The organism is Asticcacaulis sp. EMRT-3 (assembly GCF_030027245.1).
In the GTDB taxonomy this organism is placed as follows: Bacteria; Pseudomonadota; Alphaproteobacteria; order Caulobacterales; family Caulobacteraceae; genus Asticcacaulis.
Genome location: NZ_JASERT010000003.1, coordinates 47,965 through 61,027 on the forward strand (window position 1 = coordinate 47,965; position 13,063 = coordinate 61,027).

The following is a 13,063-nucleotide window of genomic DNA, read 5'->3' on the forward strand; positions in this document are numbered from 1 at the left end:
TCGAATGGCGTAGGTCTTCTAGCGATTGCGCTTAAAGCGTCGCCCGCGCATTGCTCGATGGCCCGATCCGGCCCGGTTTACCGCAATAAATTTCACGACATGTGCGTTAACAAACAATGCCGAAAATGTAACACATGTCACGTCATAGATCCTGATGCAGATGTGACCTGACGCAAACCCGTGGCCTGCGTCTTCGCAAAATCAACCATGTGACTCTTTTGCGCTAACAAAGCCGGTACGGCCAGAGCATCAATCGCTTTGCTGAAGAGAAAACCCTGAATCTCGGCACATTGCTCATCACGAAGGTGTTCAAGCTGTGCTTGAGTCTCAACACCCTCAGCGACGCAATCAAGGCCTAACTGACGTGCCAGCTCGAGGATACTATGCACGATAGCGGCAGTGCTTTGATCATGGATAATGTCGCGCACGAAAGATCGATCGATTTTTATCCGATCAAGGGGAAAACGTTTCAAATAGGCGAGCGACGACCACCCCGTGCCAAAATCATCAAGCGACAGCCTCACCCGCATGGCCTTCAATTCGTCCATGACACGAAGCGTTAGGTCGGTATCATCCAGCGTCAGGCTTTCGGTGAGTTCAAGCTCAAGCCATTCAGGTGCAAGGCCAGACTCGTCTAGCGCTTCGCGCACATTGCGTACAATATCACCTCTATAGAACTGTTGTGCGGACAGATTGACAGCCATCCGAACTTTCGGCAGGCCAAGAGCCTGCCAAGCGGCATTTTGCGCACATGCTGTCCTTAGCACCCAGCGGCCAACCTCGACCATCCGACCATGCTCTTCAAGCAAGGGAATGAAAAGACCGGGTTCGATCATGCCTTCCGTCGGATGGTTCCACCTGAGCAAAGCTTCGAATCCGCTTATGCTTGAATTTTGGACTTGGATTTGTGGTTGATAATGCAGCACAAACTCACCACGTTCGCACGCGCCATGTAGATCATTGGAAAGGGCATACCAGCGTTCAGCCGCCATGGTGAGATCATGAGTGAACAATCGGTACGTTCCGCGCCCCTTCTTTTTTGCGTGATACATCGCAGTGTCGGCAGCCTGGAGAAGGGCCGCTGGATTATCACCGTCGCCTGGAAAAAGGCTGATGCCAATGCTTGTGCCGACATGAAGGTTGTGACCATTAATTTGAAAGACCGGCTTCAACGCTTCCATTATGCGTCCGGCCAACGCCTCGGCATCTTCCGCCCCGTTCAGCCCGCAAGCTGCAATGACAAACTCATCACCCCCGAGACGAGCCGGCGTGTCACCTTCACGAAGCACACTGCGTAGCCTTTGCGAAACTTCTTCCAGTAAGTTGTCACCAACGAAATGTCCCAAGCTATCATTTATATGTTTGAAATGGTCAAGGTCGAGAAGCAAGATGCCAACCTGCGTTTGGTCCCGGCGAGCATGGGCAATCGCTTGGGTAAGTCTGTCCACTAGGAGCGTGCGATTGGGTAATCCTGTTAACGCGTCATGCATGGCCAGATAACTGACACGAGCCTCAGCTTCCTTCCGCAATCCAATGTCGCGAAGAGTACATTGCGCTAATACACGATTGTTGGCACGGTAGGTTGTTCCGAGGACTTCGACACAGACTGTGCTGCCATCGGCCTTCTGCCAGAACCATTCGTCCCATTTCACTTTACCATCTTTGCGCAAGGCTTCAGCGATGGCTCTGCCACCACCCATCGCTTGGAATGCCGGAATTTCGTGCAAACCGCTGCCACGGATATCCTTTGCAGACCCGCCGAGCATTCGCCCGCACTGGGCGTTTAGATCGTGGACAGTGTTCGATTCGCAATCAATCACCAAAATTCCGTCACCGGCGGTTTCAAAGAGGCGGCGATGGCGACTTTCGGAGGCTCTAAGTGAGTCCTCAACTTGATGCCGAGCGGCGATTTCTTTTTCCAGTTCGGCGTTCCGTGCAGATAGCTCTAATTGCGATCTACGCAATGTAATGTGCGTCCGTACGCGAGCCAGAAGTTCTTCGACCTGAAAAGGCTTACTGATATAATCGACTCCGCCAGTTGCGAAGCCCGTGACTTTGCTCTTCACGTCATTCAGTGCCGTCATGAAGATAACGGGGATATCCCGAGTGTAAGTTTGTGCCTTCAATCGACGACAGGTTTCAAACCCATCCAAGCCAGGCATCATCACGTCGAGCAAGATGATATCCGGATACGCGAAACGCACGCGCTCCAGGGCCTCTAAGCCTCCAAGGGCAACGAAGACTTCATAGCTATGCAGTTCAAGGTGATCAACCAGTACCCCTAAGAGCCCGACCGAAAAGAAGGTAGGCAATATCAATAAGTTCTGATTCTCTGGATTTGCGAGAAACGGAGATTCGGATGCCTTGGGATGATATTGCCCGCGTCGAGCATAGACGCAAATCGTCGCGCTATCCAAGCGATTTGACGGAACAAGAGTGGTCTTTATTGGCCCCGTTACTGCCGCCTGCCAAACGTGGCGGTCGCCCGCGCACAACGTCGATGCGAGCCGTGGTGAATGCGATCCTGTATATTGCGTCCTCGGGTTGCCAGTGGCGGATGTTGCCGAAGGACTTTCCTCCGATGACGACCGTTCAGGGCTATTTCTATGATTGGCGTAGCAGCGGTCTATGGCAGAAGATCAATCACCTGCTCGTCATGGCGGCACGCGAATTGGAGGGTCGTGAAGCCAGCCCCTCAGCCGGCGTCATCGACAGTCAAAGCGTCAAAACGACCGAAAGTGGCGGTGTTCGTGGCTATGATGCTGGTAAGAAGATCAAGGGTCGCAAGCGGCATATCATCACCGACACCCTGGGGCTGCTGCTATTTGTCGTCATCCATGCGGCGGATGTTCAGGATCGTGATGGTGCCCCCGCTGTGCTTCGCGCCATTCGTTACCACTTCCCCTGGCTGCGCCACGTCTTCGCCGACGGGGGCTACGCGGGTGACAAACTTAAGGGGGCTATGAAGGGCCACGGAGACTGGACCATCGAGATCATAAAGCGTAGCGACGCCGCAAAGGGCTTTGAGATCCTGCCGCGTCGCTGGGTCGTCGAGCGTACCTTCGCATGGCTGGGCCGATGCAGACGCCTGGCCAAGGATTGGGAGACGACCCTCCAAAGCGCAACCACATGGACAGTCATTGCCAGCGTCAGGCTCTTGACCCGCAGGCTGGCAAGGCACTGCTATGTCTCATGAACTTTTGAGTCGGGCTTTAAGTTGGCTGGGTTATCGTCAACAACGAGAATACGCGCTTGTTCCATTACTGTACTCGACACCGCTACGCGGCGTCCCTTTCCTGAGCATGCTGCTCTATCAACCGCAGAACGGCAGGGGTCTGATAAGCGGCCGCTAATGCGTCAAGGCGCTCGGCAAAGGCTTGATACTGAGTGCCAGAGGCTATGATGGCAGGTATCTCTTTGCGAACACCTCGCATATTTCCGCTCCGCGCAAAGGCGAGGAGCCGGTCCATTATTTCGCCGGACGGAGCTGACATCTCCACGGCAATATCCTGGTCAGCGGGGGCAGTTTCTTGAGCCCGGTGCGCCAACCTTGCCGTCTGAGTCACTGTACCGTGCCTCGTAAGCGGGAATGATGCTTCAACAGTAAAACTGCTACCGCAACCGAGTGTACTCTCGACCCGGATGGTTCCGCTCATCATTTGCACTATCTGGTGAGTAATGCTGAGGCCCAGCCCTGTGCCGCCGCTACGATCAATGGCATTACCAGCTTGCTCGAACGCGCGAAAAACCCGATCAAACTGGTCGGCCCGAATGCCTATTCCGCTGTCAGTGATGGCGAAGCGAAGGCGAACATTAGCGTCCCCTATCGAAACAACTGAGACCTCCAGCCGCACTTCGCCAGCTTCAGTAAATTTAACGGCATTGCCAAGCAGGTTGATCAAGACTTGGCGGATACGCTTCTCATCGGCGACGATATTTTGTGGAACATCATCAGAAACGCCGACCGTAAAATGCAGCCCTTTTTCCTCGGCGCGTAGGCGGATCATTTGAGCAACATTTTGGACACACGCCCGGATATCGACCGGTCCACTGACCAGTTCCATCTTCCCTGCCTCAACCTTTGCCAGGTCGAGAACATCATTGATAACTGTCAGCAGGTGTTCGCCGCTATGCTCGATCGTATCCGCAGCCGATAATCGTTGTTCAGACGTGAGGTCACCATTTTTCAAAAGTTGGGCGTAACCGAGAATGGCGTTCAGCGGCGTCCTTAGCTCATGGCTCATATTCGCAAGGAATTGCGACTTAGCGAGACTGGCGGCCTCTGCAGCGGCGCGAGCGGAAGCCAAAGCTTCGCTTTCCTTCGTTTGCTGGCGCTGGCGAGCTTCATAACCGCGCCGCAAGCCCAGAAAGCGATAAACCAGAAACGCACCCGTCAATACTAACCAGACACCCAATATGACAAGGTACCATTGCTTCGTCGAAATGGAGACACCTTCAAATTTGATGCTATGAACCGAGACATCAAATTCGCCTAAAGGCGCGTTGTCACCCGAACTGACGGCAACGGCTACCACATTATCAAACAGCGGTTTCGCTTCCTCCGGCGTCAGCTTGTTGCTCGCGATCCACCAACCCTCAATGGCCAGTTGATCCTTCTTCAGATGAACCACGTTTTCGCCGTTGACGACATTGAACTCTGTTACCAGCGACATGTCAGTGTCGCCCGTCACCTTTGCGCGAAGTGCTGCTGGAAGTTTATTTTTCAACATCAGCTTTAGGTGATCGCCCTTGCCGTGGTAGTTGAGGCGAATGGTTATGTCCTGAAAATGTTTAAAATCTAGCCCCTTGGCGTCCGGGGTTGCGCCCAAATAGAGGCCATATCCGCAATAGGGATAGGCAAACCCCGCCCGAAGATTACAAGACCAGTTAAGGGTATGCCCCGGCTCGACTGTTGTGGTAGACTTGCCGCCATTATCCTTGTCGCTAAAAACATATGGATAATATCGACTGGATAGAGGCGTGATGTCGAGAGTCTTGTCAGTGACCGCGCCCTGCCCCAGTACAGCTGCAAAGGTCAAGGCGATAAGTAGAAAGATAGCTGCCTCTACCTTCAAATTGGTAAAATGAAACCATGATCTTTCCTCACGCCGTTGAGATTTAGCCTCGGGGGAAGCCACTGGAGCCATTACAAGATATGGCACAGAAACCAAACTAGTATGACTTGACGAAGTTGGGTCTTCGGCTGGGGTATGCGAAGATTTTGACAAATTCGTTCTCTTACTCACACTAGGAATATTCTGGCGCCCTCGCAACCAAGGACAGGAATTCATCCTAGACCGGATTAGTTATTAAGAGGTTTCCATTAGAAATTCCCGCTGGCCTACCAGACGTTGGCTTCATCGCCATCGTCGTGGCGGCGATAGCCGTAGCTGCGGCCATAGCCATTGCCCGCGCGGTAGCTTGTGGTCTCAGCATAGCGGCGTTGCGAATAGCCGCCATAATAGGCCGGCGTCTGGTTATATGTGCGTTCGCGATAGACCGTTTCGCGCGGCGGCGCGGCGTCATAGCCTTGGTCAGCATAACCGCGATTGCTATAACCACGGTCGCCATAACCGCCACCGGCGTAGCCATTGTTATAGCCGCCATTGCCGTAACCCTGGCGGTAATCGGTACGATTCGAGGTATAGCGGCATTGGGTGGCCTCGCGAGCGACGTTGGAGCCGACCGCCGCTCCAAGGAAGGCGCCGATAAGTGTGCCGGCGCCCTTGCTGTGGTGACTGCTGACACCGTTACCGACGGCTGCGCCGGCCAGGGCACCAAGAATAGCGCCGTCAGTGCTGTTGGCCTTCATGTGATCGTAGCAGCTTTGTGCCGAGGCGAGGCTCGGGACCGCCAAGCTGGCCGCGGCCAGGGCCGCGACGGACAGGGTGACGATTTTCAGGTTCATGGTCTTGGTCAGAAAGTTCGACATTCGTGTATTTCCAGAAGTTGGCAGCGCGGCGTCTATCGTCGCGTTTCAGGGAACATGTATAGCTGCGGCGATATGAACGGGATTTGAGCAGCACGTTCATACTGGTTCATCCAAGCGTTCATTCGTCGCGACTTCGACTGCCTCGTCTGCGATAGAGACCATAGATGGTCGCAATAATTTATTCGGCGATTCGTCGGATCAGCGATACTTTGGCGCGTTGACCGGTGATGACGGCAGAGTCAGGAGATGCGGCAGATACCTTAACAATCGTTCATCGAGGGTTCACGAAACAAGCGGTACGGACCGCTTGGAGTTAACTTTTAGGAGGACCGGAATGCCCTTGGTGAAATTTCGTCAGTTCGGCGACAGGCCTGCACCGCAGCCGATAAAAATTACTGTGCCGGGTTGGGCGGGAACGAAAGTGCCGCGCGCCGATGGAAATCACGAACAGCCCTGGCATTGCATCCCGTTCTCAGAAAGCGCGCGCTACGGTCTGCGGAACGTGTCAACGACTTTGAGACATCGTGTTTCGTAGTTTAGACTTGGATTTCCAGCGTTTTGGCCGGGGGATTTATCCAGGCGGCGATCGGCTTTTGCGGCGGTAGCGGCTTTGTTGACGAAACGGTCGGGGTTGGCTTGAAAAGCCAGGCTAAGGGTCTTTTGGCGCTCGTCGTAGATGGCATCGACCTTGCCGAAATGGACTTGATTTGGCGTCATCAGTCCAATTCCGGCATGGTGATGGTCTTGATTGTACCAGCTGAAGAAATGCTGGCAGAAGGCTTTGGCGTCCTGGATGCAGCCGAACCTCTTCGGGAACTGAGGTTGGTACTTCAACGTTTTGAAGTGGCTTTCCGAGAAAGGATTGTCGTTCGAAGTATAGGGCCTGCTGTGTGACTTCGTGACGCCGAGATCTGCCAACATAAGTGCAGTCGCCTTGGCTTTCATAGACGGCCCCCTGTCCGCATGGAGGGTCAGTTGATCTGCTGGTATATCATGCTTTTGGACAGCGTCATGAAAGAGCAGCTTGAACAGGTTGGCGCTTTCACAATCTGCGACATACCAGCCGACAACTCGCCGGCTGAATATATCAATGATTACATATAGATAAAAGTAGGTCCACTTGGCTGGTCCCATCAGTTTCGTTATGTCCCACGACCAGACTTCATTGGGCTTTTCTGCGAGCAGCTCAGGCTTCTTGTAGACTGGATGACGTAATTGGCGTCGGCGCTCTTTAACCTCGTCATTATCGTGAAGGACGCGGTACATGGTGCGTATGGAGCAGTGGTAGATTCCCTGGTCCAGCAAGGTCGCATAGATCTCGGCGGGCGCGAGATCGGCAAATTGGGGTTCATGCAAAAGCGCGAGAATGCCGTCGCGCTCCAGATCAGATAGGGCCCGCGGGGGTCTTGGACGCGGAGCTTTGTCTTCAAGCGGATGGAGGGCTTTGGCCCGGCGCCGATGGAAACTGGCTTTCGACAAGCCGAGTGCGGTTAGGCAAGCGCCCATTACGCCACAGCCAACAGCCAAACCCGCTACGACATCCATCAGGGCTCCTCGCCGCTCAAGGGCGGTAAGCCCAGCAAAGCTGCCACTTTTTTTTGAATATCTATGACCGTCTCTGCGCGTTCAAGCGTAAGCGGTGTTCTGCCCCCACGTTCCCTTTTCGGCATTGATCTGCGCATGGCTTGTTCAGAGTTGAACGAGAGGGACTTTCTCCATGGAGACTACACCGGAGATTCTCACTGGAAGGGCGGTCCGCAGTGGGACCCGGCGTTCGCGCCGATGGCCGGATGAGGTCAAGGCGCGGCTTGTTGCAGAGACCTTGCGGCCTGGGGTAAGCGTCAATGAAGTGGCGCGCCGTGCCGGGGTAAAGGCGAACCACCTGTCTTCATGGCGCACCTTGGCGCGGAGGGGCAAGTTGATCTTGCCGGCGCCTGAGGACGACGTTGAATTTAGCGCTCTGGTGGTCAGCGAACCGGCCCCGGTCGCGGCTACGCATCCGGCTATCAGGCCTGAGATCGTGGTCGGGAATGTGACGATCCGTCTTGAAGACGACGCTTCAGCAGATCGTATTGCGGCAGTTGCGTGTGCCATGATGGCGTCGGTATGATCTTCCCGTCAAACCGGGTACGGATCATGGTGGCGACCAAGCCAATCGACTTCCGTAAAGGGCATGATGGTCTTGCCGCACTGGTGAAGAACCAATTGCACAAAGACCCCTTCACCGGCACGGTCTTCGTCTTCCGGTCGCGCAAGGCGGACCGCCTGAAGTTGCTCTATTGGGACGGCACCGGACTGGTGATGGCCTATAAACGGCTGGAGGCGCATGTGTTCACCTGGCCGGCGATCAAGGACGGACTTATGAGCCTTAGCCATGCTCAGTTTGAGGCGTTGTTCTCGGGGCTGGACTGGCGCCGAGTCCGGGCCCTGGAGGCGCGTGCACCGGAGGCGGTGGAATAGCTGCGACAAGATGACTCGGGGGGCATTTTAGGCAGGAAGGTAAAAGCGGATTTTGTTAGATTGCCGTCATGCTCAACCCCGCCAATTTGCCTGATGATATAGCGGTTCTCAAAGCCATGCTGGTGGCTTCTGAGGCCCGCAATCTGCGCAAGGATGACCGGATCGAGCGATTGGAGAAGCTGGTCGCCGCCTTCAGGCAGGCCGCCTTCGGGCGCAAATCCGAGAAGGCCGAGCCGGGTCAGTTTGAACTGGCCCTGGAAGACCTTGAAACCGCTATCGCCGCGATCCATGCTGAGGAAGAGGCCGATGCGCCTTGTGGTAAACGGGCTGCAAAGTCTCGCGCTGGCAATCGCGGGGCCTTACCCGGCCATCTGCCCCGCATCGAAGAGGTTATTGAGCCTGACAGTCTGCTCTGTGCCTGCGGCAACGGCTTACATTGCATTGGTGAAGACAGGTGCGAGCGGCTGGACGTGATCCCGGCGCAGTTCCGCGTCATCGTCACCCGCCGCCCCAAATATGCCTGCCGGGCCTGCACGGATGGCATAACTCAAGCCTCTGCTCCGGCGCGCCTCGTTCCCGGTGGCCTGCCGACTGAGGCGACTGTGGCTCATGTGCTGGTCAGTAAGTATGCCGACCATCTGCCCCTGTATCGGCAGGCCCAGATTTATAGCCGCCAAGGCGTTGACCTTGACCGGTCTACGCTGGCTGACTGGGTTGGCCGGGCCGCGTTCGAGTTGCGCCCGGTGTGGGGCGCCCTGATCGCCAATCTGAAGCAATCCACCAAGCTCTTTATGGATGAAACCCGCGCCCCGGTACTTGATCCCGGCGCACGTAAAACAAAAACCGGATACTTCTGGGCCCTGGCCCGCGATGACCGACCGTGGAACGGTGCGGCGCCGCCTGGTGTCGCCTTCACCTACGCGCCCGGGCGTGGCGGGCAGTATGCCGAACATATCTTGCAGGGCTTCACCGGCATTCTGCAGGTCGACGGCTATGCTGGTTACAATCGCCTGATCGCACCCGACCGTATCGGCCCGGCAATCCGGCTGGCCTATTGCTGGGCGCATGCCCGTCGTAAGCTGTTTGAGATTACCCGCGCCGGTCCGGCGCCAATCGCCGAAGAGGGCCTCAGGCGCATCGCCGATCTCTACAAGATCGAAGCGGACATCCGCGGTAGCGATCCGGCGGTGCGTCTGGCTGCACGACAATTACGATCTGGCCCCGTAGTGGCCGATATAGAGGCATGGCTCAACAATCACCGCAGCCGTGTCGCCGCCAAATCGCCGCTTGGCGAGGCATTGAATTACATCGCCAAATACTGGGGCGGCCTCTGCCAGTTCCTCGACGACGGCTGCGTCGAGCTGGACAACAACACTGTTGAACGCACGATCCGGCCTATCGCCCTGAACCGGAAAAACGCTCTCTTTGCAGGCCATGACGCCGGCGCTCAAAACTGGGCCATCATCGCGTCACTGATCGAAACGTGCAAACTGAACGGCATCGATCCCCATGCCTACCTGACCAACACCCTAAGGGCCATCGCGGGCGGACATAAGCAAAGCCAGATCGACCACCTTCTCCCTTGCAACTACGCCGTCAAGGTGTGAGCGAAACACCGCTTACGTTCAAGCTGTCGGGCCAGACGCTTGTTCTCCCGCAAAAGCTCCGCATTCGCCTTGCTCAATGGGTTGGGTTCGACCGCTTTAGGGCCGCGTTTGACAGGTCCAAGCGCGCCGAGAGAGCCAGCGTCACGAAGCCGCCGCCAATCTGTCAAGGCCGACGAATACAGCCCTTCACGGCGTATGATAGCCCCTATTGCACCTGGAATGCCGGCCGCCTTGTCGGCTTCCGCCAAGATGCGCAGCTTATATTCTGCGCTCAGATTGCGACGGACAGGACGCACCAAAAGCTCGGGCGACGCCGCCTCTGGCTCTGAAACCATCGTCGGCCTACGGCCTTCCTCCGGTTCAGAGACAGAGGCGGCAAGAGGTTCGACGGGGGTGATATGAGGCATAACCATCCTGATGTTTTCCTGTAGCCCTCAAGCGTAAACTCTTAAAGCCCGACTCAAAAGTTCATGAGACATAGCAGTGCCTTGCCAGCCTGCGGGTCAAGAGCCTGACGCTGGCAATGACTGTCCATGTGGTTGCGCTTTGGAGGGTCGTCTCCCAATCCTTGGCCAGGCGTCTGCATCGGCCCAGCCATGCGAAGGTACGCTCGACGACCCAGCGACGCGGCAGGATCTCAAAGCCCTTTGCGGCGTCGCTACGCTTTATGATCTCGATGGTCCAGTCTCCGTGGCCCTTCATAGCCCCCTTAAGTTTGTCACCCGCGTAGCCCCCGTCGGCGAAGACGTGGCGCAGCCAGGGGAAGTGGTAACGAATGGCGCGAAGCACAGCGGGGGCACCATCACGATCCTGAACATCCGCCGCATGGATGACGACAAATAGCAGCAGCCCCAGGGTGTCGGTGATGATATGCCGCTTGCGACCCTTGATCTTCTTACCAGCATCATAGCCACGAACACCGCCACTTTCGGTCGTTTTGACGCTTTGACTGTCGATGACGCCGGCTGAGGGGCTGGCTTCACGACCCTCCAATTCGCGTGCCGCCATGACGAGCAGGTGATTGATCTTCTGCCATAGACCGCTGCTACGCCAATCATAGAAATAGCCCTGAACGGTCGTCATCGGAGGAAAGTCCTTCGGCAACATCCGCCACTGGCAACCCGAGGACGCAATATACAGGATCGCATTCACCACGGCTCGCATCGACGTTGTGCGCGGGCGACCGCCACGTTTGGCAGGCGGCAGTAACGGGGCCAATAAAGACCACTCTTGTTCCGTCAAATCGCTTGGATAGCGCGACGATTTGCGTCTATGCTCGACGCGGGCAATATCATCCCAAGGCATCCGAATCTCCGTTTCTCGCAAATCCAGAGAATCAGAACTTATTGATATTGCCTACCTTCTTTTCGGTCGGGCTCTAAGACTTGCGTGTGGCGTTGGCAGAAGCGCTTCATGCACGAGGGCGTCGATGGCCTGCCCCAGGCGCTTGACCGCACCCAGCCCGGCTTGCCGATGAAGAAGCGCCGCGCGGGCACCATGACCCATGACTACAAACGGCATGGCACGACCACGCTGTTTGTCGCACCCAACTTTTTGGAAGATAGTCACCATGCTTTCCGAGCCTCGCTTTGACCAAGAACGAAGCTGAGCAATTTCGAAAATTATTGGCCTCGAATGGCGGCGCCGACTCAGGTACGGCTATTTCTCTGCCCAAACTTGATCGTTTCTAACAAGTTGCTCGTCATCCCCATCGACCCGATGGATACAGTTCTATGGTAAATTGCCCTCTAACCACATACTTTTACCGGACGTAAATCCGCGTTGGTACAATCCTGTTCGAACTGGCGTATTTCAGTAGGGCTAAATCATGTTACGGCGGGCGAAGGCGCAAGATAAGTGGTTGCGATGTTTCCGCGACAATGGCGGAAACATCACGATGCTTTTCGCCCTCACGGCGCCAGTCGTGATTGCTGGGGCAGCCTTTGGTGTAGAAATTGGCGGATGGTATTTCGATCAGGTGCGCCTTCAACAGATGGCGGACGTCGCTGCTTACGCAGCCGCTGTTGAGGAAAGAGCCGGCAGTGACCTAAACGTTGTAACAACTGCCGCCACGGCGGCGGCTATGAAGAACGACTTTGATTCTTCGAGAGACACGCTTGTTCTAAACACCCCGCCGACGTCCGGAATACATCAAGATAACCATTCGGTAGAGGTGCTGCTAAGTCGGCATGAGACGCGCTACTTCACGGGCCTGTTTGATTCCTCGCCGGTGTCGGTTTCGACGCGCTCAGTGGCCACATTTGAAACAGCCGCAAACGCCTGCGTGATCGCGCTTGATCCCGCAGCGCCGCAGTCTGTTTACGTATCTGGCAGTGCCATGCTCAATCTTGTCGGCTGCAACATCATGGCCAATTCGATTGCCAGTGATGCAATCTACAGCCAGGGCTCGTCGACAGTATCCGTGCCGTGTCTCATGACAGCGGGTGACGTATCTTTGAGCGGCCCATTAACTGAGACGGCTTGCGACGCGCCAATGACACAGCTGGCACCTGTCGCCGATCCATTTAAGTCTGTGCCGGAACCCGCCGACAGCGGTGCTTGTCAGTCGTCGAACGGCAAGACCTTACAGCCTGGGCGCTATTGCAACGGTTTGAGCCTGAACAGCACAATCACACTGAATCCAGGGGTATATATCATAGACGGAGGCACACTGAAGGCGAATGGCAATGCCTCCATCACAGGCGCTGGCGTCACTTTCGTATTAGCCAGTAATGCGCAGGTCAGCTTCAATGGCAATGCGGTTTTGAACCTCTCAGCGCCGACCAGCGGACCCTATGCGGGGCTGCTGTTTTTTGGCAGCCGCTCGAATTCAACTTCATCCTCCGTGACGCTTAACGGGGCCTCGTCATCCGTCATGACAGGCGCCATTTATTTTCCCAATCAGACAGTGAGCTATACCGGTGACTTCGCTGGTGCCAACGGCTGCACCCAACTTGTCGCCCGCGTTGTGCAATGGAGCGGCAATGCCAGTCTCGCGGCCGATTGCAGCGCTTACGGAATGGCGTCACTGCCGGTCGGCGGTGTGGTCAAGATTGTGGAGTAG

Annotated in this window: 9 protein-coding genes and 2 pseudogenes; 6 read left to right on the plus strand and 5 right to left on the minus strand. The window is 55.9% G+C overall.

Annotated features, from left to right (window positions below; translation table 11 throughout):
- Positions 1–137: 137 nt before the first annotated feature.
- On the minus strand, positions 138–2,318 hold the full coding sequence (locus tag QB905_RS14550; protein WP_282975902.1) for a GGDEF/EAL domain-containing response regulator: 2,181 nt from the start codon (positions 2,316–2,318) through the stop codon (positions 138–140).
- 41 nt (positions 2,319–2,359) lie between these two features.
- Here QB905_RS14550 and QB905_RS14555 point away from each other — a divergent pair, with 41 nt between their 5' ends.
- Positions 2,360–3,196 carry an IS5 family transposase gene (locus QB905_RS14555; RefSeq protein ID WP_282973694.1) on the plus strand — a complete coding sequence of 279 codons (837 nt, stop codon included), beginning with the start codon at positions 2,360–2,362 and terminating at the stop codon, positions 3,194–3,196.
- Positions 3,197–3,278: 82 nt separating this feature from the next.
- Here QB905_RS14555 and QB905_RS14560 read toward each other — a convergent pair whose 3' ends face one another.
- The 3 genes and pseudogenes from QB905_RS14560 to QB905_RS14570 all read right to left on the minus strand — a co-directional run.
- Positions 3,279–5,138 (minus strand): sensor histidine kinase, encoded by a 1,860-nt coding sequence (locus tag QB905_RS14560; protein ID WP_282975904.1) that lies wholly within the window; start codon positions 5,136–5,138, stop codon positions 3,279–3,281.
- A gap of 203 nt (positions 5,139–5,341) precedes the next feature.
- Positions 5,342–5,932, minus strand: a complete 591-nt coding sequence (locus tag QB905_RS14565; RefSeq protein WP_282975905.1) for a glycine zipper domain-containing protein — start codon at positions 5,930–5,932, stop codon at positions 5,342–5,344.
- Between the two features lie 536 nt (positions 5,933–6,468).
- Positions 6,469–7,593, minus strand: a pseudogene (locus QB905_RS14570) (IS3 family transposase); the annotation flags it as partial.
- Positions 7,594–7,649: 56 nt separating this feature from the next.
- Between QB905_RS14570 and tnpA the strand changes: the two are divergent.
- The 3 genes from tnpA (at position 7,650) to tnpC (ending at position 9,999) form a co-directional block, all read left to right on the plus strand.
- On the plus strand, positions 7,650–8,042 hold the full coding sequence (tnpA, locus tag QB905_RS15360) for an IS66-like element accessory protein TnpA (RefSeq protein WP_461781760.1): 393 nt from the start codon (positions 7,650–7,652) through the stop codon (positions 8,040–8,042).
- Positions 8,039–8,392: an IS66 family insertion sequence element accessory protein TnpB gene (gene tnpB / locus QB905_RS14575; protein ID WP_282972945.1), complete on the plus strand. Its 354-nt coding sequence runs from the start codon at positions 8,039–8,041 to the stop codon at positions 8,390–8,392. Before tnpA ends, tnpB begins: the two co-directional genes overlap by 4 nt.
- A gap of 68 nt (positions 8,393–8,460) precedes the next feature.
- A complete protein-coding gene (gene tnpC / locus QB905_RS14580; protein ID WP_282973902.1) occupies positions 8,461–9,999 on the plus strand; it encodes an IS66 family transposase in 1,539 nt (512 codons plus the stop codon).
- A gap of 468 nt (positions 10,000–10,467) precedes the next feature.
- On the opposite strand, the gene QB905_RS14585 is transcribed toward tnpC, so the two are convergent.
- Positions 10,468–11,304 carry an IS5 family transposase gene (locus tag QB905_RS14585; protein WP_282973694.1) on the minus strand — a complete coding sequence of 279 codons (837 nt, stop codon included), beginning with the start codon at positions 11,302–11,304 and terminating at the stop codon, positions 10,468–10,470.
- 135 nt (positions 11,305–11,439) lie between these two features.
- On the opposite strand from QB905_RS14585, the pseudogene QB905_RS14590 reads away from it, so the two are divergent.
- Together QB905_RS14590 and QB905_RS14595 are read left to right on the plus strand one after the other, a co-directional pair.
- Positions 11,440–11,559: pseudogene (locus QB905_RS14590) on the plus strand (IS630 family transposase); the annotation flags it as partial.
- Positions 11,560–11,827: 268 nt separating this feature from the next.
- Complete coding sequence (locus QB905_RS14595) at positions 11,828–13,063, plus strand: TadE/TadG family type IV pilus assembly protein (RefSeq protein ID WP_282975907.1); 1,236 nt, start codon at positions 11,828–11,830, stop codon at positions 13,061–13,063.

Bases quoted from the DNA above. Each gene is read 5' to 3' on its own strand.
- tnpC (WP_282973902.1), top strand. From the start codon at position 8,461: ATGCTCAACCCCGCCAATTTGCCTGATGATATAGCGGTTCTCAAAGCC.
- QB905_RS14555 (WP_282973694.1), top strand. From the start codon at position 2,360: ATGCCTTGGGATGATATTGCCCGCGTCGAGCATAGACGCAAATCGTCG.
- tnpA (WP_461781760.1), top strand. From the start codon at position 7,650: ATGGAGACTACACCGGAGATTCTCACTGGAAGGGCGGTCCGCAGTGGG.
- tnpB (WP_282972945.1), top strand. From the start codon at position 8,039: ATGATCTTCCCGTCAAACCGGGTACGGATCATGGTGGCGACCAAGCCA.
- QB905_RS14595 (WP_282975907.1), top strand. From the start codon at position 11,828: ATGTTACGGCGGGCGAAGGCGCAAGATAAGTGGTTGCGATGTTTCCGC.
- QB905_RS14585 (WP_282973694.1), bottom strand. From the start codon at position 11,304: ATGCCTTGGGATGATATTGCCCGCGTCGAGCATAGACGCAAATCGTCG.
- QB905_RS14565 (WP_282975905.1), bottom strand. From the start codon at position 5,932: ATGTCGAACTTTCTGACCAAGACCATGAACCTGAAAATCGTCACCCTG.